Consider the following 22,581-nt stretch of genomic DNA (forward strand, 5'->3'; position numbering starts at 1 on the left):
TCCGTTCACGGCTCTATTCGGCCGCCACTATGCCTTCGAGCCGGTCTTCCAACTCGTCGGCGGCCGCCTGAAGCGCGGCCAGGGTTTCGGCGTCGGGTTGCCAGTAGTTGCGGTCATGCGCTTCCAGAAGCCGGTTTGCCAGCTTGGCCGAAGCCGCCGGGTTCAGGCTGGACAGCCGTTTGCGCATCTCTTCGTCCAGGACGAAGGTTTCCGACAGCCGTTGATACACCCAGGGCTCCACTTGGCCAGTCGTTGCCGACCATCCCAGGGTGTTGGTGACCTGCGCCTCGATCTGGCGCACGCCTTCGTGCCCGTGCTTCAGCATGCCCTCGAACCATTTGGGGTTCAGGCTGCGGGACCGGGTTTCCAGGGCGACCTGCTCCTTGAGCGTGCGCACCTTGCCTTCGCCGCGGGTCGTGTCGCCGATATAGACGGCGGCCTCTTCGCCCTTGGCCCGTTTCACCGCGCGGGAGATCCCGCCCAGCGTATCGAAATAGTGATCGACCGTGGTCACGCCCAGTTCCACGCTTTCGAGGTTCTGATAGGCGATGTCCACATCCTTCAGCGTCTGCTGCAGCAGCGCGGCATTGGCCTTGGACTTGCCGTCGCGGCCATAGGCAAAGCTCTTGCGCGCCTCGTAGGCGTCGGCCAGTTCGTCCTCTTCGCCCCAGGCGCCCGAGTCGATCAGTCCGTTGACATTCGCGCCATAGGCGCCCTCAGCGTTCGAGAAGACCCGCAGGCTGGCGGTGTCCATGTCCACGCCCATCTTTTCGGCATGGGCAAGCGAATGGGCGCGGATGAAGTTCATCTCCAGCGGCTCGCCCTCGGCCATCGCGGCCTTCCAGGCGGCTTCGGCCAGCATCTTGGTCTGCAGGGGCAGCAGATCGCGGAAGATGCCCGAAAGCGTCATCACCACGTCGATCCGCGGGCGTCCCAGTTCCGCGAGCGGCACCAGGTCGGCCCCGCACAGACGGCCATAGCTGTCAAAGCGCGGCTTCGCCCCCATCAGCGCCATCGCCTGCGCGATCGGCCCGCCGTCCGACTTGATGTTGTCCGACCCCCACAGCACCATCGCGACGGACCGGGGCAGGGTCGGGTGCGCCTCCAGAATCTTCTGCGCCTGTTTCGCGCCTTCCTGCATGGCGAACATCGTCGGCATGCGGAACGGGTCGAAGGCGTGGATGTTGCGCCCCGTCGGCAGCACCTCGGCCGACCGGATCAGGTCGCCGCCGGGCACCGGCTGGATGTAGCGGCCGCCCAGCGCGCGCAGCAGCGCGGGGATTTCCACGTCCTGTTGCAGCCAGTGATCGACGCGCGCGCGGGTGTCGTCATCGACCTCGCACATTACGCGCAGGTGTTCGTTACGCTCGGCATCGGTGACCGGACGGCCCAGAACGTGCAGCCCGTCCGGGATCAGCGCATCCTCGGTTTCCAGCAGTTTCAGCCACAGCTTTTCGGGCGGGGTGCCGCCCATGTCGACCGCCTCGGCCTGCATCCGGATCAGTTCTTCCAGATCGGCTTGCTCGGGCGAGCCGGGCTCCATCTGGCGCCAGCGGGTCAGACTGTCCTTGAGTTCCTGCAGCCCCTTGTAGAGGCCCGAGGCCGCCAGCGGGGGCGTCAGGTGGGTGATCGTCACCGCGTTCGACCGCCGCTTGGCCAGCGTCGCCTCGGAGGGGTTGTTGGAGGCATAGAGATAGACGTTCGGCATGTCGCCGATCAGCCGGTCGGGCCAGTCGCGCGCGCCCATGCCCGCCTGCTTGCCCGGCATGAATTCCAGCGCGCCATGCATCCCGAAATGCAACAGCACATCCGCGCGGAAGCTGTTCTTGAGCCACAGGTAGAAGGCACTGAAGGCATGCGTCGGCGCGAACCCCTTTTCGAACAGCAGGCGCATCGGGTCGCCCTCGTAGCCGAAGGTCGGCTGCACACCCACGAAGACGTTGCCGAACTCGCGCCCCAGCACGAAGACGCCGCGCCCGTCCGAGCGGATCTTGCCCGGCGCAGGCCCCCAGACCGCCTCGATCTCATTAAGCCACGGCGTGCCGCGCACCAGGTCGTCGGCGGGCACATGGGCGGCGACATTCGCCTCCTGGCCGTATTGCTTGGCGTTGCCGTCGAGGATCGCCTTGCGCAGGTCGTCCACGCTGGCGGGCAGCTCGCCGACCTGATAGCCCTCGGCCTTCATCCGGTGCAGCGTGTTGAACAGGCTTTCGAAAACCGACAGATAGGCGGCGGTGCCGACCGCGCCGGCGTTCGGCGGGAAGCCGAACAGGATGACGCCGACCTTGCGTTCGGCGACCTCGGATCGGCGCAGGCGTGCCAGTTTCTCGACACGGGCAGCCAGGATCGCCACCCGTTCCGAACAGGCGGCCATTTCCTTGGTTTCGGCGATGCAGGCGCAGCCCTTGGGGCAGCCCTGGCAACCCTCGGGGCCGTGGCGGCCGCCGAAGACGGTGGGCGAAATGGCCCCGTCCAGTTCGGGCAGCGCGATCAGCATGGTGGTTTCCACCGGGCCGAGACCGCCCGAGGACGCCCCCCACTGGCCCAGCGTCTGGAATTCCAGCGGATGTGCGGCGACGTAAGGAACGTCAAGTTCGCTCAGCACCTCGACAGCGGCATCGCTGTCGTTATAGGCGGGTCCGCCGATCAGACTGAACCCGGTCAGTGAAACCAGCGTGTCGACATGAACACCCTCCCCGCCCTTGAAGTAGGCGTCGATCGCGGGACGCGCGTCCAGACCGCCGGCGAAGGCCGCGATCACCCGGATCCCGCGCTCCTCGAGCGCGCGGATCACCGCGTCGTAATGCGCGGTGTCGGATGCCAGGATATAGGATCGCATCAGCAGGATGCCGACGGTGGCCACGGGCTGCGCAGGGCGCGGCAGGTCGGCGGGATCGGTGGTGATGCCATGCGGCAGGCCGGGGTGGTAAAGGCCGACCTCGGGGTACTCGACCGGAGCCTCGGAATGTGCGCCGCGCCACGCCTTTTCATGGGCATAGCGCGAAATCAGGAAGCGGATCATCTGCTCGACGTTGTCGTCCGAGCCGCCCAGCCAGTATTGCATGGTCAGGAACCACGCGCGCAGGTCCTGCGCCTTGCCGGGGACGTATTTCAGCATCTTCGGCAGGCGGCGCAGCATGGCCATCTGCTTTTCGCCGCCGCCCTTAGGGGCGCCGCCCTCCTTGGAGCCGCGCAGCTTCTTCAGCAGCTTCATCGGCCCCGAGGCGGGTTTCATCATGTCCAGATCGCCCATGCGGGTCAGTTGGACGACCTGCTTGTCGGCGATGACACCGATCATCGCGTCACAAGCGTCGCGCCGGGCCTGAAGCTCGGGCAGGATCGCGGTGATATGTTCCTCGATGAAAAGCAGGTTGGCGATGATGATGTCGCCATGAGCCACGTCGTCCTTGGCGCGGGCCAGCGCCTCGGGGTTCTCGGCCCAGGTCGCGGCGGCGTGGACGGAAACGGTCAACCCCGGAAAGTCGTCGCGCAGCCGCTCGGTGACGCGGGCGGCGGGGCCGGCCGAATGCGAATCCAGCGTGACGATGACGACTCGGTAGCCGGGGATGTGGCGATCATCGCGCATAATGTGCCTTAGCCTCATACAAGGTTTCGACGCTGATCTGGGTGACGCCCTTTTCGAGCGCGAATTTCTCGGTGTTCCGCTTGGCCTTGCCGCGCACGAAGAAGGGGATCTTCTTCAACTCGCGCTCGGCGTCCGACAGCCAGACGATGTTGCCCTCGGCGGGCGCTGCCGCAGCCATTGCAGGCTCGGGCTCGGCCACGGGCGCCTCGTCCAGCGACCGCAGCTTGGCCGCGGCGCCGTGATGCGAGGCACCGGCCTCGTCATGGAACTCGAAATCCTCGCGGAACATGTGCAGAAGGTGCTCTTCGAGGCCCATCACCAGCGGGTGGACCAGGGTGTCGAAGATGACATTGGCCCCCTCCCAGCCCATGACGGGGGAGTAGCGGGCGGGGAAATCCTGCACATGGACCGGTGCCGAGATCACCGCGCAGGGGATGCCCAGCCGCTTGCCGATATGCCGCTCCATCTGGGTGCCGAGGATCATCTCGGGCGCCAGATCCTCGATCGCCTTCTCGACTTCGAGATAGTCGTCGGTGATCAGCGCCTCGACGCCGTAATCCTTGGCCAACGCCCGGATATCGCGGGCGAATTCCCGGTTGTAGCAGCCAAGGCCAACGACCTCGAACCCCATCTCGTCGCGGGCCATGCGGGCCATGCATTTCACATGGGTCGCATCGCCGAACAGGAAGACGCGCTTGCCGGTCAGGTAGGTCGAGTCGACCGATTGCGAATACCAGGGCATGCGCAACCGGCTGTCGTCGTATTTCGGCGCCACGCCCGCCAGCGCCGCGACCTCCGCGATGAAATCGCGGGTCGCGCCGACGCCGATGGGCACCACCTTGGTATAGGGCTGGCCCAGGGTCTTTTCGGCCCAGCGCGCCGCGGCCTCGGCATGTTCGGGATACATCAGCACGTTGAAATGGGCCACACCCATCCGGGCGATGTCGGCGGGTGTCGCGCCCATCGGGGCGACCACGTTCACCCCGATCCCCATCTCCTCCAGCAGCGCGGTCACCTCGACGATGTCGTCGCGGTGGCGAAAGCCGAGACCGGTAGGCCCGATCAGGTTGGCCGAGACATGCGCGGTGCGCTCCATCGGGCGGGCCAGGGCCTTGACGATCTGGAAGAACGTCTCGTCGGTGCCGAAATTCTCTTTCCGCTGGTAGCTGGGCAGTTCCAGCGGGATCACCGGCACGGGCAGGCCCATGGTTTCCGCCATGCCGCCCGGATCGTCCTGGATCAGTTCCGCCGTGCAGGACGACCCCACGATCAGCGCCTGGGGCTTGAACCGGTCATAGGCATCCTGCAGCGCGGTCTTGAACAGGTTCGCGGTATCCGCGCCCAGATCGCGGGCCTGGAAGGTCGTATAGCTGACCGGCGGGCGATGGTTGCGCCGCTCGATCATGGTGAACAGCAGGTCGGCATAGGTGTCGCCCTGGGGCGCATGCAGGACGTAGTGCAGGCCCTTCATGCCCGTGGCGACGCGCATGGCTCCCACATGGGGCGGGCCCTCGTAGGTCCAGACCGTCAGCTTCATGCCGCGCCCTCCAGACCGCTCAGCAGCGCGCGGCGGCGCAGCGGGCGGGCGAACAGGCCGGCAAGGTCGCCCGCCTGTTCATAAAGATGAACGGGGGTGAAGACGAGCTCAATTGCCCATTTCGTCGCCATGCCTTCGGACTCCAGCGGGTTGGCAAGGCCCAGCCCGCAGACCGTCAGGTCGGGCCGCGCGGCGCGGCAACGGTCAAGCTGCAGGTCGACATCCTGCCCCTCGGCGATGACCGGCCCCTCGGCCAGAAGATCGAGATCGGGTCCGACGATCTGCTTGTTGATGAAGGGCGCGCCCACCTCGACGGCCGTCATGCCGCATTCGCGGGTCAGGAACCGGGCCAGCGGGATTTCCAACTGGCTGTCGGGGAAGAAGAAGAGCGACTTGCCGCGCAGCGTCTCGGCGGCTGCGGCGATCGCCTTGCGGGCCCGGGCGCGGGGGGCGTCGGTGACGCGGGCAAACGTGTCGGCATCGACGCCGAATTCCTGCGCGATGGTCCAGAGCCAGGCAGTGGTGCCCTCTTCGCCGAAGGGGAAGGGCGCGGCCAGAATGCGCGCGCCGCGGCGCTCCAGGAAAGCGGCGGTCTCGTTCAGGAAGGGCTGGGTCAGCGCGACGACGGTGTTGGCGCCGATGCCCGGCGTCTCGGCCGCGCGGTGGGCGGGCAGGCAGCGCACCGGCGCCACGCCCATGTCGCGCAGGAGGCCCAGCGCCTGATCCTCGACCACATCGGGCAGCGCACCCACCAGCAGAAGCTGGCGCTCGTCGGTATCGGGCAGGGTCGGAACCATAGCGGCAAGGCAGGCATCCTCGCCCTCGGTAAAGGTCGTCTCGATGCCCGAGCCGGAATAGTTCAGCACCCGCACATGCGGCGCGTGCCGCTGGGTCAGCCGCTCGGCCGCGCGGTGCAGGTCGAGCTTGATGACCTCGGACGGGCAGGAGCCGACAAGGAAAAGCTGGCGGATGTCGGGACGGCGCGCGAGCAGACGATCGACCTCGCGATCCAGTTCCTCGTTCGCGCAGGCAAGCCCGGCCAGATCCTTCTCTTCCAGGATGGCGGTGCCGAAGCGCGGCTCGGCGAAGATCATCACGCCGGCGGCCGATTGCAGCAGATGGGCGCAGGTGCGCGAGCCCACGACCAGGAAGAACGCGTCCTGCATCTTGCGGTGCAGCCAGATGATGCCGGTCAGACCGCAGAACACCTCGCGCTGGCCGCGCTCCTTCAGGACGGGGGTGTTGCGGCATCCCGCGGCGGGCAATTGGGGCGCGAAGTCCTTCATGCCATCGCCTCCGACCGGTCGGACTGGCCCTGCAGGCGCGCCATGCGCAGTTTCCACAGGAACTGCGCGGCATTGATGACATAGGCCGCATAGGCCGCCAGCGCGACATACATCTGCCCTTCGGGACCGAAATTGCCGGTGAACAGCGCCCACAGGTAAAGCGTGTGCAGGAAGATCACCAGCATCGAGAAGACGTCTTCCCAGAAGAATGCCTTGGCGAACAGATACTTGCCGAACACGACCTTTTCCCAGATCGCGCCTGTGACCATGATGGTGTAAAGCACCAGCGTCTTGACCACGATCGAGATCGTCGCTGCCTCGTAGCCCGCCCCGACCCAGAGATAGCGGACCACCAGAGCCAGCGAGACGAGGAACACCAGGAACTGCAACGGCGCGAGCACACCCTGAACGACCGTCCAGACGGTTTCATCTCGTCTCTGGCGCTCTTCCGGCGTATAGAGTTGGACCACCTTGTCGGCGGCTCCGCGTGTCTTCGACATCCTCCGACTCCCTGACAGACGGTGGCGGGATCAAGGTAGACCCCGAGAGCGGAAAGTGTCAATTGTAATTTACACTCTTTCCGTCTACACTCTCCCCGTGAGGAGAGGTTTCCCCCTGCGGGGGTCAGCGGCCAAAGCCACTTAAAATCATAAGGCTAGACCGTTTTGACTTGATTCCTCTCCACAGGGCGGCGAGGAAGTGTCAATTGGTTTTGACAATGCTGGACAGTGGCAGGACGGGGGCCGCGGCCGGGTGGCGGCGAATCCGCTCCGAAGACGATCGGGAGGGTCCGCAGGATGCATGACACGCGCAAGAACCCGGCATCCGGGGATCATGACCGGCATGGCGATGTCGAGTCCCTTGCCGCGCAGGTGCTTTCGGCCCTGGCCCAGCGCTCGGGGCAACCCGGGCATGCGCTGGACGAGACGATCCTGGCGCGTTTCTGCAGCGACATCCTGAAGAGCGGCAAGTCGATCCAGACGGATTCGGTGACCGAACTGCAGCGCCATGGGGCCGATGTCGCGACGATCCTCGATGGCTATATCCCCGCGGCGGCGCGCGAACTGGGCGAACGCTGGTGTCGGGATGAACTCAGCTTTGCGGATGTCACCATCGGCGCAGCGCGGTTGCAGGCCATCCTGCGCGAACTCAGCGCGCCCTGGGTCACCGACGCGATGACACCGACGGATGCACCGAATGTCATGCTGATCGTGCCGCTCGAGGAATTCCATACGCTTGGCGGCATGAGCGCGACAAGCCAGTTGCGCCGGATGGGCATCTCGGTCTGCCTCTGTCTCGGCCAGTCCGAGGAAGAGATCCTGCAGAAGGTCGCGGCGCGCCGCTTCGACATGATCGCGATTTCCGTCTCTTGCCGCCATAAGCTTGACGCGGCGCGTCGCCTGATCGGCGAGATCCGCTCGGCGGCAAGCGGTGCGGTGCCGATCGTGATCGGCGGGCGGGTGGTCGAGACATCGGATGATGTCTGCGCGCTGACCGGGGCGGATCACGCCACGGCCGACCCGCGCGAAGCCTTGAACCTGTGCGGGGTCCGGGCGCCGGTTCCGGCGCCGCATGATCGCCTAGCGAGGATCTGAACATGTGGGGGCGGCCGGAATGGCCGTGTGAGTCAGGGTGACGTCACGGGGCACGAAATACTGGAGCAGTGGCGCAGTGCCGCTGATCGCCCCCGAGATGCTGGGCGAGATCATCGCCACGGCGTCCGACCTTGCGATCGTCATCTCGCTGGAGGGCCGGATTCTCTCGGTGCTGGTGAATGCCGGGCATCGCGCCCATGGCCATCTGGACCATTGGGAAGGCCGTGACATCCGCGACGTGCTGACCGAGGACAGCCAGCCCAAGCTGGAGGCCAAGCTGAGGCTGTTCTCCGAGGGCGGCGACAGCGCCCGGCCGGTCGAGCTCAACCACACCGACGGCAAGAGCTGGGATTTCCCGGTGCGCTACTCCTTCCACCGCATCGGCCCGAACGGCAGCGTCCTGTTGATGATGGGTCGCGACCTGCGCCCCATCGCCGAGATGCAGATGCAGCTGATCGAGGCGCAGATGGCGCTGGAGCGGGATTACGAGACCCAGCGCGAATACGATACCCGCTATCGCGTGCTCAGCGAGGCGACGCGGGACGCCTTCGTCTTCGTGGGAACAAGATCCGGCCGGGTGGTCGACGCCAACCCTGCGGCCTGCGCATTGCTTGGTGCGTCACGAAATGACCTTATCGGCGCTGCCTTCGCCCAGGAATTCGATGGCCGACGGCGGGCCGAGTTCGTCGAAGCGCTGAACCTGCGCGCGATGGACAATGCAGCCGGACCGCTGGAAGCCGAAGCCCGGCGCAGCAAAACCCCGGTCCGGATCGTTCCCACGGCCTTCCGTGCGGCGGGCGAGCCGCTTGTCCTCTGCCGGATCGAACTCGCCGACGGCGCGGGCACCGGCGCGACCGAGATGGCCGAAACGCTGCGCGCCTTCTTCGAGGAAGGGGTGGACGCGATCGTCTTCACCGATCCCGACGGCACGATCCTGACCGCGAACGAAAGCTTCCTGGGGCTGGCCGACGCCCCGCAGGTCGCCTCGGTCAAGGGGCGTTCGCTTGGCGATTACCTGGTGCGCGGCAGCGTCGATCTGCGGGTTCTGGTCGAGAACGCGATCCGCTCGGGCCAGATGCGGATGTTCGCGACCAAGCTGGCCGGGGAATATGGCGCGCAGATCTCGGTCGAGATCTCGGCCACCTACCTGTCGGATCAGTCCCATCCCTGCATCGTCTTCGTGATCCGCGACGCAAGCCGACTGGAAGGCGTCCGCAAGCCCGGTGTCGCCGTGTCGGACGACGCGATGCGCAGCGTGATGGAACTGGTGGGTTCTGCCACGCTGAAGGATATTGTCGCCGAGACGACCGATGTGGTGGAAAAGATGTGCATCGAGACCGCGGTGGAACTGACCCGCAACAACCGGGTGGCCGCCGCCGAAATGCTGGGTCTGTCGCGACAGAGCCTTTATGTGAAGCTCCGCAAATACGGGCTTCTGAGCCGAGACGGGGGCCACGACTGAGCCCCGACATGAGGATTTTCAGCCCCGAGCGGGTCAGGGAGAGCATGCGCAAGACATGACCGACATATCCAACGCCCAGCCCCGGCGCCTGCCGGAGCCCGCCGCCATGGTGACGCTGATCAAGCCGATCACCTGGTTCCCGCCGATGTGGGCCTATCTCTGCGGCACCGTCTCGTCGGGGGTCTCGCCGCTGTCCAGCCCCGGCCTTGTGCTTCTGGGCATGTTCCTTGCGGGCCCCGTGGTCTGCGGCATGAGTCAGGCGGCGAATGACTGGTGCGACCGGCATGTGGACGCGATCAACGAGCCCTATCGCCCGATCCCTTCGGGGCGCATCCCGGGCCGCTGGGGGCTGTGGATCGCGCTGGCGATGTCGGCGCTGTCGCTGGTGATCGGCTGGCAGCTTGGCCCTTGGGGCTTTGGCGCGACCGTGCTGGGCGTGGCCGCGGCCTGGGCCTATTCGGCGGAACCCGTGCGGCTGAAGAAATCGGGCTGGTGGGGTCCGGGTCTGGTCGGCCTGTCCTACGAATCCCTGCCCTGGTTCACCGGGGCCGCGGTGCTCGCGGCGGGGGCGCCGTCGATCTATGTCGTGGTGATCGCGCTGCTTTACGGGATCGGTGCGCATGGGATCATGACGCTGAACGATTTCAAGGCGCTGGAAGGCGACCGCAAGATGGGCGTCAACTCGCTGCCCGTGACGCTGGGCCCAGAAAAGGCGGCCTGGGTGGCCAGTATCGTGATGGCGGTGCCGCAGGTCGTGGTGATCGCGCTGCTCTGGCTCTGGGATCGGCCGTTCCATGCCGCGGGCGTCGGCGCCGTTCTGCTGGTGCAGTTCTGGGCGATGTCGGTGATGATGAAGGATCCCAAGGGCAAGGCGCCCTGGTATAACGGCGTCGGCGTCGTGCTGTACGTCTCGGGCATGATGATCTCGGCCTTCGCGATCCGCACGCTGGGGGCCGGTGCATGACGCTTTCCTGGCTCCAGATCGTCCGGCTGGGCCTGGTGCAGATGTGCATCGGGGCGGTCGTGGTGCTGACCACCACGACCTTCAACCGGCTGATGGTGGTCGAGTTGGCACTGCCGGCGATGCTGCCGGGCTTTCTGGTGGGCCTGCATTACGCGATCCAGATCACGCGGCCGAACTGGGGTTTCCTGTCCGACACCAAGGGCCAGCGCACGCGGTTCATCATCGGCGGCATGGCGGTTCTGGCGCTGGGCGGGTTCGGGGCGGCGGCGGGCGTCGTCGTTCTGGAACAGGACTATGTCTGGGGCCTTGTGGTTTCGCTGCTGGCCTATGTGCTGATCGGCATCGGGGTGGCGGCGTCCGGCACCTGCCTTCTGGCGCTGCTGGCGACCGCCACCGCGCCCGAACGGCGGGCGGCGGCGGCGACGATCACCTGGCTGATGATGATTGGCGGCATCGCTTTGACGGCGGGCGTGGTCGGCCAGTTCCTCGACCCCTACAGCCCCGAGCGGCTGTTGCGCGTGGTGGGCACCGTGGTGATTGCGGCGTTGATGGTCACGACGCTGGCGATCTGGGGCGTCGAGCGGGGCGTCGTCACCCGGCGCGAGCCCGAATCCACCCCCTTCCTGCAAGGCTTCCGCGAGATCTGGGCAGAGCGGCGCGCGCGCATCTTCACCTTCTTCGTGTTCCTGTCGATGACCGCCTTCTTCATGCAGGAACTCATCATCGAGCCCTATGCCGGCCTTGTCTTCGGCTATACGCCGGGGCAGTCCACCTCGCTTTCGGGGCTGCAACATGCGGGCGCCTTTGTCGGCATGGTGGTCGTGGGCATCGCCTGCTCGGCGCTTCGGATCGGCCCGTTGCGCAACTGGGTGGTGCTGGGCTGCATCGGCTCGGCGCTGGGGCTGTCCTCGGTCGCGGCGCTGGGCAATTACGCGCCGCATCTGCCGCTGGCGCCTGCGGTGATCGCAACGGGCTTCTTCAACGGCGTGTTCACCGTGGCCGCGATCAGCGCGATGATGGCCATGGCGGGCGAAGGCCGCAATGCGCGCGAGGGCACCCGCATGGGAATGTGGGGCGCGGCGCAGGCGATCGCGGCGGGCTTCGGCGGCTTCCTCGGCACTGCTGCGGCGGACCTGATGCGAAGCTTCATTGATGACGCACCGGCCTTCGGCACGGTGTTCATGACCCAGGCGGTGCTGTTCCTGCTCGCGGCCTGGATGGCAGCGAGAATCATCGACTCGAACCGACCCACAACAGAAAACGCGGGCCTTGTCCCGGGGGAGTGAAACACATGATCTTTGACGTTGTCGTTGTTGGTGGCGGCCCTGCCGGGGCCACGGCCGCAGAGGATCTTGCCCGGTCGGGCAAGAAGGTCGCCCTGCTCGACCGCGAGGGGCGGATCAAGCCCTGCGGCGGCGCGATCCCGCCCCGCCTGATGAAGGATTTCGACATCTCCGACGAGCAGCTCGTGGCCAAGATCGACACCGCGCGAATGGTCTCGCCCTCGGGCCGCTTTGTCGACATCCCCATCGAGAACGGTTTCGTCGGCATGGTCGACCGCAAGGATTTCGACCCCTTCCTGCGGGCGCGTGCCGAACGCGCCGGGGCCACGCGGTTCACGGGCACCTTCCTGCGCGTCGAGCGCGAGGAGGAAAAGACCTTCCTCGTCTTCCGCGACAAGGAAAGCCGCGAGGAGATCCGGCTTCAGACGAAATACGTCATCGGTGCGGACGGGGCGCGCTCGGACGTGGCCCGCGCCGAGGTGCCGGGCGGCGACAAGATCCCCTATGTCATCGCCTATCACGAGATCATCGACGCCCCGATGGCGGTGGGCAACTACCAGCCCAACCGCTGCGACGTGATCTATGACGGGCGCATCAGCCCCGATTTCTACGGCTGGGTCTTCCCGCACGGGCATACCTGCTCGGTCGGCATGGGCACCGGCGTCGACGGGTTCGACCTGAAGCAGGCCACCGCCGACCTGCGCCGGATGGCCGGGCTGGAGCAGGCCGAGACGCTGCGGAAAGAGGGCGCGCCGATCCCGCTGCGCCCGATGGATCGCTGGGACAATGGCCGCGACGTGGTCGTGGTGGGCGATGCCGCGGGCACCGTGGCGCCATCCTCGGGCGAGGGCATCTATTACGCCATGTATGGCGGGCGGATCGGCGCGATGGCGGTGTCCGCGGCGCTGGCCTCGGGACGGGCGTCGGATCTGAAACTGGCGCGCCAGATGTTCATGAAGGATCACAAGATGACCTTCCGCGCCCTGCAAAGCATGCAGGATGCCTATTACCACAGCGACGAACGGCGCGAGCGGTTTGTCTCGCTCTGCCATGACGTGGACGTGCAAAGGCTGACCTTCGAAAGCTACATGAACAAGAAGCTGACGAAGAAGCGCCCGCTGGCCCATATCAAGATCGGCATCAAGAACGTCGCCCACCTGACCGGCCTCGTCTCGCCGCAATACACATGAGCGAGATGATCCCGGCCTGGGTGAATGGCGAACTGACCCCCGTCGAGAAGCTGGAGGCCCACAGACAGGGCCTTCGGCACAAGGCGATCTCGGTCTTCGTGATGGATGGCGACCGGGTGCTGTTGCAGCGCCGGGCGCTGGGCAAGTATCACACGCCCGGTTTCTGGACGAATACCTGCTGCACCCATCCCGCATGGGACGAAAGCGCCGAGGATTGTGCAAGACGTCGGCTGCGCGAGGAATTGGGGATCACCGGCCTGCCGCTCGATTTCCGCCAGCGGGTGGAATACCGCGCCGATGTGGGCAACGGGCTGATCGAGCATGAGGTGGTCGATATCTTCGTCGCGCCCGCCGGGCCTGACCTGCGGATCGAGATGAACCCCGACGAGGTGATGGATGTCAGGTGGATCGACCTGCGCGACCTCGACCGTGCGGTAAGGGACGAGCCCGACGCCTACACGCCCTGGCTGAGGATCTATCTCGACCAGCACCGCGAGAGCATCTTCGGTTCCCTGTCGCCCGCCTAGGCGGCCTGGCCGCCGGTCGGCCGGATCATCATCCGGTCGGCCGACGGGGCCTGTCAGTCGAACCAGGAAAACAGGCTGCCAAGCGCGGTGCGCTGCGGTGGCTTGCAGGAGAGCTTGCGCAAGAACTCGGCGAGTTCGGCCTCCTCGACCTGAGTTGCGGCCACGGCCACTTCGAACCAGCGCCGCCGCCGGGTCCGGCGATACTTCCAGTCGCGCCGCAATCGTTCGACCAGCATCGGAAACAACTCGACCTCGCAGGAGATCGCCGCGCCATCCGGCATGATCCTATCGTAACGGTAACGGCCGATAGGGTTGATGCCGACATGGCCAACGGCACCGGCGCGATCCAGAGCCTGGATTTCGGCGGATTTCCATGGGATCGCTCCGTTGATGCGCCATCCCTTGGGCATGACCCAGCGCCCCGAACCGCGCGCGGCGACCATCAGCACGAAAAGCGTTCCGTCCGAACTCCAGCGCATCGGGATTGCGGCGATTTCGGTTCCGTTTCGGGATCTGTCGCGATGGGCCATCATGTCCTGAGCACCTCTCGCCGGCTTGAACCCTCACATCTTTCGCGGATTGACCGGCGACGGACCGAAAACCGCAGGAAAACAACAACAGTCCACACTGTAGTCGGCGAAGGACAAGGGAACGTTGCCGGGGCGCGCGCTGGTCTCAGACGTTGCGCGAGAACAACCCCATCACCGGCATGACCGCGAATTTCACCAGCGGGATCATCAGCGCACCCAGCAGAAGGCCGATCATTCCGTCAAGCCCGGCGGTCACCGCCCATTCGGTAGCCGCACGGACCTGATCGGGAACGGCCTGGGCCGCAGCGGACGCAAGATGGTGGATGCCGAGATAGGGCGCCTTTACCCCCAGTTCGTAAAGGCCGTGGACGATGATCGAGCCTCCGACCCAGATCATGGCCGCAGTGCCGACAATAACCAGAAGCCGCATGAAATGCGGCATGCCGCGCACGATACCGACGCCCAGCGCCCGGATTGCCGCCAGCCGCCCCCTTGCGGCCATGGCAAGCCCCGCGTCGTCGGCCTTCACGATCAGCCCGACAACGCCATAGACCGCAACCGTGATGATCAGCCCCGCCACCGCCAGGGCACCGGCCACCTGCCACAACGCCATCCCGTCGGGCAGTGCGGCCAGGGTGATCGTCATGATCTCGGCCGACAGGATGAAATCGGTCTTGATCGCCCCTTTCACCTTTTTCGCTTCCAGGTGGGGGTCGGCCTCTTTCCGGTGGACCAGCGCCTGCCCGTCATGGCCGGGGTGCAGCGCGTGCCAGATCTTTTCTGCCCCCTCGAAGCACAGATAGGCGCCCCCCAGCATCAGCAGCGGCGCAATCGCCCATGGCGCAAAGACCGACAACAACAGCGCCAGCGGCAACAGGATCACCAGCTTGTTGAAGGCCGACCCCCTGGCGATGCTCCAGACGATCGGCAATTCGCGGTCGGCGGAAAAGCCATGGACGTATTTCGGCGTTACGGCGGCATCGTCGATCACCGCCCCTGCGGCCTTGGAGGATGCCTTGACGGCCTGCCCCACGACATCGTCCACCGAGGCCGCCGCCACCTTGGCGATGGCCGCCACGTCGTCGAGAAGCGCCAGCAGCCCGCTCATCCACCCGCCCCGCGGCAGCAACACCGATTTCAAGCATAATCGCCGTCAGTCGGCAAACAAGCCCGTTCAGACAGGCTGCGCTCCGGCGTGCGAGGCGTTGCGCATCGCCGCAAGGACCGCCCAAAGCACGCAGATCGGCAGGGTCAGCAGCACCCCGAAACCCAGCGTCGGCAGCGCGACAAGAACGGTCAGCACGATCATCACGATGGCGCCGACCCTCGTGGCATAGAACATGCCGAAGGGGCCGAGCAGCAGCGCCGCGAGTGCGGCGACGGCGACATTGTCGCCGCAACAAAGGCAGGTGTCGTCGTCGAGCGGGCGGGCGTCACCGAAGCTTCGGGCCATGTCTGTCCTCGCATGTTGCCTGAAGGCCCGGCGCCGTGCTGCGCCGGGCGTCCATGCCCAGATTCTAAGTTCGGAATGAGGCCAAAACCGTGCACGTCCAAGGGCAGCACGGGGCGCTTCGGAACAAATCGAACGGTCAGACCGGATCAGAAATCCAGATTGGCCACGCTCAGCGCGTTCTGCTGGATGAACTCGCGCCGGGGCTCCACGACATCGCCCATCAGCTTGGTAAAGATGTCGTCCGCCTCGGCCAGATCCTCGATGCGCACCTGAAGCAAGGTGCGCGCCTCGGGATCGAGCGTCGTCTCCCACAACTGGTCGGGGTTCATTTCGCCCAACCCCTTGTAGCGCTGCAATGTCAGGCCCTTTTCGCCCTCGGCAAGGATCGCGTCCAGCAGCCCGCTGGGCGCGTGAATCGGCTGGTCCCGGTCCTTGCGTACTAGCGCCGCGGTTGCCCCGTAGACCTCCTGCAGCTTTTCGGTGAACCCGCCAAGCCGCCGCGCCTCGGCCGAGCGCAGCACCTGCCCGTCCAGCACGCGGACCTCCTCGACACCGCGCACCACCCGGGCAAAACGCAGACCGTGGTCCTGGGTCGGCCGCCCCTGCCAGCCGCGCTCGTATTCCAAAGCGATCAGGTCCAGCCGCTGCGCCACGCGGTCGGCTACCCCCTGAAGGTCCATGTCGATCTGGCCCGCCAGAAAGGCACCGGCGATCGCGGCCTGTTCCAGGATATGCGACGGGTAATGCGTCGGGAACGCCTGAAGGATGCGCCGCACCTGCCGCGCCTCCTCGACCACGCGGGCGAGGTCCTGCCCCACGATTTCTTCACCAGAGCCCAGCCGCAGAACCGCGCCCTCGATGCCCATGGCGATCAGGTAATCCTCAAGCGCGGCCTGATCCTTCAGATAGACCTCGGACTTGCCGCGGCTGACCTTGAACAACGGCGGCTGCGCGATGTAGAGAAAGCCCCCCTCGATCACCTGCGGCATCTGCCGGAAGAAGAACGTCAAGAGAAGCGTGCGGATATGCGCGCCGTCCACATCGGCGTCGGTCATGATGACGATCTTGTGGTAGCGCAGCTTGGAAATGTCGAACTCGTCGCGCCCGATGCCGGTGCCGAGTGCGGTGATCAGCGTGCCGATCTCCTGGCTCGACAGCATCCGGTCGAAGCGCGCGCGTTCCACGTTCAGGATCTTGCCGCGCAGCGGCAGAACCGCCTGATTGGCCCGCGACCGCCCCTGTTTCGCCGACCCGCCCGCGCTGTCGCCCTCGACCAGGAAGATTTCGGACTTGGCCGGATCGCGTTCCTGGCAATCGGCAAGCTTGCCGGGCAGGCTGGCCACATCCATCGCCGTCTTGCGCCGGGTCAGTTCGCGGGCCTTGCGCGCCGCCTCGCGCGCCAGCGCCGCCTCGATGATCTTGCCGACGATCTGGCGTGCCTGCTGCGGGTTCTCCTCGAACCATTCGGCCAGCTTCTCGTTCACAAGGCTCTCGACCGCGGGCCGCACCTCGGAACTGACCAGCTTGTCCTTGGTCTGGCTCGAGAATTTCGGATCTGGCACCTTGACCGACAGCACGCAGGTCAGCCCTTCGCGCGCGTCATCGCCGGTGAAATTCACCTTCTCGCGCTTGGCGATGCCGCTCGACATCGCGTAATTGTTGATCGTCCGGGTCAGCGCCCCGCGAAAGCCCGCAAGGTGGGTGCCCCCATCGCGCTGGGGGATATTGTTGGTAAAGGGCAGCACCGTCTCGTGGTAGCTGTCGTTCCACCACATCGCGATTTCCACGCCGATCCCGTCCCGCTCGCCGGTCATGAAGATCGGGTCAGGCATGACCGCCGTCTTGTGACGGTCGAGATAGCGCACGAATTCTCGCACGCCCCCTTCGTAGAACAGCTCGGCCCGCAGCGGTTCGGCCGGGCGCTCGTCCTCCAGAACGATGCGCACGCCCGAATTCAGGAAGGCCAGTTCCCGCAGCCGGTTTTCCAGCGTCTTGAAGACATAGTCGAGGTTCGAGAACGTGTCGAGCGAGGCCAGGAACCGCACCTCGGTCCCCTTGCGTCCCTCGGACGGCCCGACCACGCGCAGATGCTCGACCGTGTCGCCACGCTCGAACCGGGCGTAATGCTCCTTGCCGTCGCGCCAGATCCGCAGATCAAGCCAGTCCGACAGCGCGTTCACGACCGACACGCCCACGCCATGCAACCCGCCCGAGACCTTGTAGGAATTCTGGTCGAATTTGCCGCCCGCATGCAGCTGGGTCATGATGACCTCGGCCGCCGAGACGCCTTCTTCCTCGTGGATGCCCACGGGAATCCCGCGGCCGTTATCGCTGACCGAGACACTGGAATCGGCGTGGATCCTGACGCTCACATGATCGGCATGACCCGCCAGCGCCTCGTCGATGCCGTTATCCACCACCTCGTAGACCATGTGGTGCAGGCCCGACCCGTCATCGGTATCGCCGATATACATGCCGGGGCGCTTGCGCACCGCCTCCAGGCCCTTGAGAACCTTGATGGAATCGGCGCCGTATTCCTCGGCCTGCCGCGCGTTTTCCGCCATGTCAGCGTTCCTTTTTCTTCTGCGCGATTTATACGGTCTCGTGGTGGGAATGTCACGCGCCACCCACAATATTTGGTGTCAGGTGAACGGGATCACCAGCCCCACAAGGATCAGCAGCCCGCCCGCAATGCGGTTCGTCCGCCTCAGCGCCGTGGGCGAGGTCAGCGTCCGCCGCGCCCGGTCCACGAACAGCGCAAAGACCAGGTTCCCGGCGAACGGAACCGCCATCGAGATCGCCACGATCGCCGCAATATCCGGCGCGCCCACCCGGCTGAGATCGAAGAAGCCCGGTAGAACCCCCATGTAGAACAGGATCGCCTTGGGATTGCCCAGGATCGCCAGAAGCCCCGCCAGGAACCCCGGCCAGAGCCCCGGGCGCGTGAGTCGGCTGTCGGTCGAGATCGCGGCCCCGGCATGGCGGATCAGAAGGACGCCCATGACCAGGAACACAAGGCTTGCCACATAGCGCAGCACCACGAGGATCTCGCCGTAGGACGAGACCACCCAGCTGACCCCCAGGATCGCCAGCAGCGGCCAGAGTGCATCGCCGATCACCACGCCCAGCGCCAGCGGCCAGGCCGCCCGGAACCCGCCCGACAGCGCCCGCGCCGCCAGTGCCACCCAGACCGGACCGGGCGTCAGGAACAGAACGAACATCGTTCCCGCATAGAGTAACAGTTCCGAACCCGTCACATTCACCGCATTTCCCTTTCCGCCACATGGCTTGTGCCATCGGTTTCCATGACTTCCAGATATTGCGCCCGGCCGCCCAGCGTCTCGAACAGCTCCGCCCCGGTGCCCGTCATCCAGGCTTGCGCGCCCAGCGCGCAGATCTCGTCGTAAAGCGCCGCCCGCCGCCCCGCATCCAGATGCGCCGCCACCTCGTCCAGCAACACCAGGGGCGGCGCCCCGAAATCCGCCGCCAGCGCGCGCGCATTGGCCAGGATCAGCGCGATCAACAGCGCCTTCTGCTCGCCGGTCGAACAATGCCGCGCGGGAACGCCCTTGGCGGTGAACACCGCCTCAAGATCGGCGCGGTGCGGCCCGGTCAGCGTGCGCCCCGCCGCCATGTCGCGCCCCCGCCCCGCCGCCAGCGCGCCCCCCAGCGCCTCGGCCGTTTCGGGATCGGCCCCGTCAGGTCCCGACAGCGCCAGGTCCGCCGCAGGAAACGCCGTCTCGGCGCCCTCCTGCGCCGCCGCCAGACGCGCCAGAGCCGCGCGCCGATTCATCCCGATCGCCGCGCCCGCCTCGGCCATCTGCCCTTCGAGCGCGGCGAACCAATGGGCATCCCGCACCTCGTCCCGCAGCAGCCGGTTGCGCTCGCGCATGGCCTTGTCATAGGCCAGCACGGCCTCGGCATGGGCGGGCTCGAAACTCAGCGCGATCCGGTCCAGGAACCGCCGCCGCCCCTCGGCCCCCTCGATCCACAGCCGGTCCATCGCGGGCACCAGCCACAACACCCGCGCGATCCGCCCAAGCGCCACCTGCGCCGCCGCCTTGCCGTCGATCCGGACCTGCCGCGTTCCGCCCGGCTCGGCCCAGGTCTCGACCTCATGGACCTGACCGGGAACGTCCAGAACCGCGCCGACCTTCCAGCCCAGCGCCCCCGGCGCCCGCGCCAGATCCTCGGCCGCCGCCCGGCGCAGGCCCCGACCCGGCGACAACAGCGACACCGCCTCCAGAAGATTGGTCTTGCCCGCCCCGTTCGGTCCGAAGATCGCCACCGGCCGTCCGTCCAGCGCCAGCCGCGCCCGCGAATGCGAGCGGAACTGGGCCAGCGTCAAGCCTGTCACCGCGAGCCTGAGCACGCCCTGTCCTTCTTCTGGCCGGAAATATCCCCGCCGGAGGCAATCCGGCGAAGAAGGGCTAGACCCGCATCGGCATCACGACATAGACCGCAGAGCTGTCATTGCCCTCGCGCATCAGCGTCGGATCGCCCGCCGAGTTGAACAGGAACACCGCGTTCTCGCGGTCCACCTGGCTGGCGATTTCCAGCAGGTATTTCGCGTTGAACCCGATCTCCAGCCGCTCGTCGCCATAGGCAACGGCCAGTTCCTCCTCGGCGGCGCCGCTGTCGGGGGCATTGACCGACAGCGTCAGCCGGTCCTCCTCGAGCGCCAGCTTGACCGCGCGCGACCGTTCCGAACTGACCGTCGCCACGCGATCGACCGCCTGGGCGAATTCGGCGGCATCAACCTCAAGACGGCGGGTGTTCCCGGTCGGGATCACCCGGCTGTAATCGGGGAAGGTGCCATCAATCACCTTGGAGGTCAGCGTGATCTCGGGCGTGGCAAAGCGCACCTTGGTCTCGCTGACCGAGACCGCGATCTGCGCCTCGTCATCGTCCAGCAACTTGCGCAGCTCGCCCACCGTCTTGCGCGGGACGATCACGCCCGGCATCGTCTCGGCGCCTTCGGGCAGGGCCGCATCGATCCGCGCCAGCCGGTGGCCGTCGGTCGCCACGCAGCGCAGCACCCGGCCACCCTCGCCATCGGCCACATGCATGTAGACGCCGTTCAGGTAATAGCGGGTCTCCTCGGTCGAGATCGCGAATTTCGACTTGTCGAACAACCGCCGCAGAACCGGGGCGGGGGCCGCGAAATTCGACGAATACTCGGCCGAGGCCATCACCGGGAAATCCTCGCGCGGCAGCGTGGCCAGCGTGAAATGCGATCGCCCGGCCCGCACCGTCATCCGCCCCGCGGCCCCGTCATCGGCCAGCTCGACCAGCGCGCCGTCGGGCAGCTTGCGCACGATCTCGTGCAGGGTCACCGCGGGCACCGTGGTCGCGCCCGCCCGCTCGACCTGGGCGGGCACCTTGTCGACCACCTCGATATCCAGATCGGTGGCGCGAAAGCTGACCTTGTCCCCCTCGGCCTCTATCAGCACATTGGCCAGGATCGGGATCGTGTTGCGCCGCTCGACCACAGATTGCGCCTGACCGACCGCCCTCAGAAGGGTGCCGCGTTCGATGCTGAATTTCATGCCCTCGCTCCTCATGCCGACGGGAGGCGAACCGTAGCGGTTCCGCCCCCCGGCTCAAGCGTTTTCTGGACTGTCCGAGACTTTCGCAAGGGCGTCAAGGCCGTAGCCGAGCGCCCTCAGCCTTCCAACGTGCGGCGCAGCATTTCCAGATCCTCGGCAATCTGCGAGTCCGTCGCGCGCAATTCCTCGATGCGCTTGACGGCGTGCATCACCGTGGTGTGGTCGCGCCCGCCGAAACGGCGCCCGATCTCTGGAAGGCTGCGCTGGGTCAGTTGCTTGGCCAGCCACATCGCGATCTGGCGCGGCCGCGCGATGGTGCGGTGCCGCTTCGGCCCGACCATGTCGGCAAGCCGCATGTTGAAATGCTCGCTGACCTTGCGCTGGATTTCCTCGACCGTGACCTTGCGCTCGGACGCCCGCAGGATATCGGCCAGACAATCCTGCGCCAGATCCAGCGTGATTTCCTTGCCCACCAGCGAGGCAAAGGCAAAGAGCCGGGTCAACGCGCCCTCCAGCACGCGGACATTGGTCGTGATCCGGTGCGCCAGGAATTCCAGCACCCCGTCGGAAATCACCAGACCGGGATATTGCTGGCGATACATGTCCACCTTCTGCTGCAGAATCCCGAGGCGCAGTTCGTAATCGGTGGGGTGCAGGTCCACCACCAGCCCGCATTGCAGGCGGCTCTTGATCCGGTCCTCGAGATCCTTGATCTCGCCCGGCGCGCGGTCGGCCGAGATGACGATCTGCTTGCCCTGATCGACTAGCGCATTGAACGTATGGAAGAACTCCTCTTGCGTGGAATCCTTGCCCGCGATGAACTGCACATCGTCCACCATCAGCACATCGACCGAGCGGAACAGCGACTTGAAGCCCATCATGTCGCGCTCGCGCAGCGCCTGCACGAAGCGGTACATGAACTGCTCGGCCGACAGGTAGACCACCTTGGCCTCGGGCACGCGTTCGCGCAATTCCCAGGCAATGGCATGCATCAGGTGGGTCTTGCCGAGCCCGACGCCGCCATACAGGAACAGCGGGTTGAATGTTACCGCCCCGCCCTCGGCCACGCGGCGCGCCGCGGCGTGGGCCAGTTCGTTCGGCTTGCCGGTCACGAAGGTCTCGAAGGTGAAGCGCGCGTCCAGGGTTGCACCGGGCAGGTCGACATCGCTGCGCGCTTCGGGCTGGGGCGCGGGCCGCGTCGCCGCGGCAACGGACGCTTTCGCACCGGACACGGCGAATTCCAGCCGATCGACCACCACGCCGTTTCGAACGAGATGTTCGACGATCCGGTCCCCGAAGTTTCGCTTGACCCATTCACCGACGAAATTCGTCGGCACTCCGAACCGTGCGACCCCGTTCTCGAGAGCATGGAACTCGAGCGGTGCGATCCAGGTCACATAGTTGTTCTTTCCGATCGTTTTTTCGAGGTCCCTGCAAACACGTCCCCAGGTGTCTTCTGTCATCTTCGCCCGCTTTCGCTCCGTCCCAGATCATCCGGCTGACGAGTGCCCCCGCCGTTTTGGCAAAACGCACACGCCCCCACGCCCAACCGACGAGAGAGGTCAAAGACCCGGCCCGCACCAGTCGGACAGAAGAGCGACCGAGACACTCCCGGTCGC

At 66.2% G+C, this 22,581-nt stretch carries 17 protein-coding genes and 1 pseudogene; 6 read left to right on the forward strand and 12 right to left on the reverse strand.

Annotated elements, in window-relative coordinates; translation table 11 throughout:
• Nucleotides 1-13 precede the first annotated feature (13 nt).
• Genes EV216_RS02740 through bchF form a run of 4 tightly spaced genes read right to left on the reverse strand, consistent with a single transcriptional unit; the run spans nt 14 to nt 6,909 of the window.
• Complete coding sequence (locus tag EV216_RS02740; protein WP_132693531.1) at nt 14-3,586, reverse strand: magnesium chelatase subunit H; 3,573 nt, start codon at nt 3,584-3,586, stop codon at nt 14-16.
• Nucleotides 3,576-5,123 carry a ferredoxin:protochlorophyllide reductase (ATP-dependent) subunit B gene (gene bchB, locus EV216_RS02745; protein ID WP_132693532.1) on the reverse strand — a complete coding sequence of 516 codons (1,548 nt, stop codon included), beginning with the start codon at nt 5,121-5,123 and terminating at the stop codon, nt 3,576-3,578. Before bchB ends, EV216_RS02740 begins: the two co-directional genes overlap by 11 nt.
• Nucleotides 5,120-6,409, reverse strand: a complete 1,290-nt coding sequence (locus EV216_RS02750; protein ID WP_132693533.1) for a ferredoxin:protochlorophyllide reductase (ATP-dependent) subunit N — start codon at nt 6,407-6,409, stop codon at nt 5,120-5,122. The genes bchB and EV216_RS02750 overlap by 4 nt, the downstream gene beginning before the upstream one ends.
• Complete coding sequence (gene bchF, locus EV216_RS02755; RefSeq protein ID WP_132693534.1) at nt 6,406-6,909, reverse strand: 2-vinyl bacteriochlorophyllide hydratase; 504 nt, start codon at nt 6,907-6,909, stop codon at nt 6,406-6,408. Before bchF ends, EV216_RS02750 begins: the two co-directional genes overlap by 4 nt.
• A gap of 297 nt (nt 6,910-7,206) precedes the next feature.
• Between bchF and EV216_RS02760 the strand changes: the two genes are divergently transcribed.
• The 6 genes and pseudogenes from EV216_RS02760 (at nt 7,207) to idi (ending at nt 13,430) form a co-directional block, all read left to right on the forward strand.
• A complete protein-coding gene (locus tag EV216_RS02760; protein WP_132693535.1) occupies nt 7,207-8,004 on the forward strand; it encodes a cobalamin B12-binding domain-containing protein in 798 nt (265 codons plus the stop codon).
• Nucleotides 8,005-8,041: 37 nt separating this feature from the next.
• The gene (gene ppsR / locus EV216_RS02765) at nt 8,042-9,466 is read left to right on the forward strand and encodes a transcriptional regulator PpsR (protein ID WP_132693536.1); all 1,425 of its coding nucleotides are present in this window, start codon (nt 8,042-8,044) and stop codon (nt 9,464-9,466) included.
• 52 nt (nt 9,467-9,518) lie between these two features.
• Nucleotides 9,519-10,430 (forward strand): annotated as a pseudogene (gene chlG, locus EV216_RS02770) (chlorophyll synthase ChlG); the annotation flags it as partial.
• Nucleotides 10,427-11,716, forward strand: coding sequence for a BCD family MFS transporter (locus EV216_RS02775; protein ID WP_132693538.1), 1,290 nt, complete (start codon nt 10,427-10,429; stop codon nt 11,714-11,716). The pseudogene chlG and the gene EV216_RS02775, both read left to right, overlap by 4 nt.
• Before the next feature lie 5 nt (nt 11,717-11,721).
• Nucleotides 11,722-12,903 (forward strand): geranylgeranyl diphosphate reductase, encoded by a 1,182-nt coding sequence (locus EV216_RS02780; RefSeq protein WP_132693539.1) that lies wholly within the window; start codon nt 11,722-11,724, stop codon nt 12,901-12,903.
• Nucleotides 12,900-13,430, forward strand: coding sequence for an isopentenyl-diphosphate Delta-isomerase (idi, locus tag EV216_RS02785; protein WP_132693540.1), 531 nt, complete (start codon nt 12,900-12,902; stop codon nt 13,428-13,430). The genes EV216_RS02780 and idi overlap by 4 nt, the downstream gene beginning before the upstream one ends.
• A gap of 53 nt (nt 13,431-13,483) precedes the next feature.
• Here idi and EV216_RS02790 read toward each other — a convergent pair whose 3' ends face one another.
• From EV216_RS02790 to dnaA, 8 genes are all read right to left on the reverse strand, one after another.
• Nucleotides 13,484-13,909 carry an NUDIX hydrolase gene (locus EV216_RS02790; RefSeq protein WP_243641944.1) on the reverse strand — a complete coding sequence of 142 codons (426 nt, stop codon included), beginning with the start codon at nt 13,907-13,909 and terminating at the stop codon, nt 13,484-13,486.
• Nucleotides 13,910-14,105: 196 nt separating this feature from the next.
• Nucleotides 14,106-15,068, reverse strand: a complete 963-nt coding sequence (locus tag EV216_RS02795) for a DUF808 domain-containing protein (protein WP_132693542.1) — start codon at nt 15,066-15,068, stop codon at nt 14,106-14,108.
• A 66-nt stretch (nt 15,069-15,134) separates the two neighbouring features.
• Nucleotides 15,135-15,413 carry a hypothetical protein gene (locus EV216_RS02800; RefSeq protein ID WP_207893962.1) on the reverse strand — a complete coding sequence of 93 codons (279 nt, stop codon included), beginning with the start codon at nt 15,411-15,413 and terminating at the stop codon, nt 15,135-15,137.
• A gap of 146 nt (nt 15,414-15,559) precedes the next feature.
• Entirely contained in the window at nt 15,560-17,977 is a 2,418-nt protein-coding gene (gyrB, locus tag EV216_RS02805) for a DNA topoisomerase (ATP-hydrolyzing) subunit B (protein ID WP_132693543.1), read from the reverse strand.
• A 78-nt stretch (nt 17,978-18,055) separates the two neighbouring features.
• Nucleotides 18,056-18,634, reverse strand: a complete 579-nt coding sequence (locus EV216_RS02810; RefSeq protein ID WP_424511165.1) for a LysE family translocator — start codon at nt 18,632-18,634, stop codon at nt 18,056-18,058.
• A 38-nt stretch (nt 18,635-18,672) separates the two neighbouring features.
• Nucleotides 18,673-19,785 carry a DNA replication/repair protein RecF gene (gene recF / locus EV216_RS02815; protein ID WP_132693545.1) on the reverse strand — a complete coding sequence of 371 codons (1,113 nt, stop codon included), beginning with the start codon at nt 19,783-19,785 and terminating at the stop codon, nt 18,673-18,675.
• A 58-nt stretch (nt 19,786-19,843) separates the two neighbouring features.
• Nucleotides 19,844-20,962, reverse strand: coding sequence for a DNA polymerase III subunit beta (gene dnaN, locus EV216_RS02820; protein ID WP_132693546.1), 1,119 nt, complete (start codon nt 20,960-20,962; stop codon nt 19,844-19,846).
• 116 nt (nt 20,963-21,078) lie between these two features.
• The gene (gene dnaA / locus EV216_RS02825) at nt 21,079-22,425 is read right to left on the reverse strand and encodes a chromosomal replication initiator protein DnaA (protein ID WP_132693547.1); all 1,347 of its coding nucleotides are present in this window, start codon (nt 22,423-22,425) and stop codon (nt 21,079-21,081) included.
• Nucleotides 22,426-22,581: the final 156 nt, after the last annotated feature.

Source organism: Rhodovulum steppense (assembly GCF_004339675.1).
Lineage (GTDB): Bacteria > Pseudomonadota > Alphaproteobacteria > Rhodobacterales > Rhodobacteraceae > Rhodovulum > Rhodovulum steppense.

What these genes read in the sequence shown, in the direction of transcription:
- EV216_RS02750 (WP_132693533.1), bottom strand. Translation starts at nt 6,409, where the DNA reads ATGAAGGACTTCGCGCCCCAATTGCCCGCCGCGGGATGCCGCAACACC.
- dnaA (WP_132693547.1), bottom strand. Translation starts at nt 22,425, where the DNA reads ATGACAGAAGACACCTGGGGACGTGTTTGCAGGGACCTCGAAAAAACG.
- gyrB (WP_132693543.1), bottom strand. Translation starts at nt 17,977, where the DNA reads ATGGCGGAAAACGCGCGGCAGGCCGAGGAATACGGCGCCGATTCCATC.
- EV216_RS02780 (WP_132693539.1), top strand. Translation starts at nt 11,722, where the DNA reads ATGATCTTTGACGTTGTCGTTGTTGGTGGCGGCCCTGCCGGGGCCACG.
- idi (WP_132693540.1), top strand. Translation starts at nt 12,900, where the DNA reads ATGAGCGAGATGATCCCGGCCTGGGTGAATGGCGAACTGACCCCCGTC.
- bchF (WP_132693534.1), bottom strand. Translation starts at nt 6,909, where the DNA reads ATGTCGAAGACACGCGGAGCCGCCGACAAGGTGGTCCAACTCTATACG.
- bchB (WP_132693532.1), bottom strand. Translation starts at nt 5,123, where the DNA reads ATGAAGCTGACGGTCTGGACCTACGAGGGCCCGCCCCATGTGGGAGCC.
- EV216_RS02760 (WP_132693535.1), top strand. Translation starts at nt 7,207, where the DNA reads ATGCATGACACGCGCAAGAACCCGGCATCCGGGGATCATGACCGGCAT.
- dnaN (WP_132693546.1), bottom strand. Translation starts at nt 20,962, where the DNA reads ATGAAATTCAGCATCGAACGCGGCACCCTTCTGAGGGCGGTCGGTCAG.
- EV216_RS02740 (WP_132693531.1), bottom strand. Translation starts at nt 3,586, where the DNA reads ATGCGCGATGATCGCCACATCCCCGGCTACCGAGTCGTCATCGTCACG.
- EV216_RS02775 (WP_132693538.1), top strand. Translation starts at nt 10,427, where the DNA reads ATGACGCTTTCCTGGCTCCAGATCGTCCGGCTGGGCCTGGTGCAGATG.
- EV216_RS02800 (WP_207893962.1), bottom strand. Translation starts at nt 15,413, where the DNA reads ATGGCCCGAAGCTTCGGTGACGCCCGCCCGCTCGACGACGACACCTGC.
- EV216_RS02790 (WP_243641944.1), bottom strand. Translation starts at nt 13,909, where the DNA reads ATGCGCTGGAGTTCGGACGGAACGCTTTTCGTGCTGATGGTCGCCGCG.
- EV216_RS02810 (WP_424511165.1), bottom strand. Translation starts at nt 18,634, where the DNA reads ATGTTCGTTCTGTTCCTGACGCCCGGTCCGGTCTGGGTGGCACTGGCG.
- EV216_RS02795 (WP_132693542.1), bottom strand. Translation starts at nt 15,068, where the DNA reads ATGAGCGGGCTGCTGGCGCTTCTCGACGACGTGGCGGCCATCGCCAAG.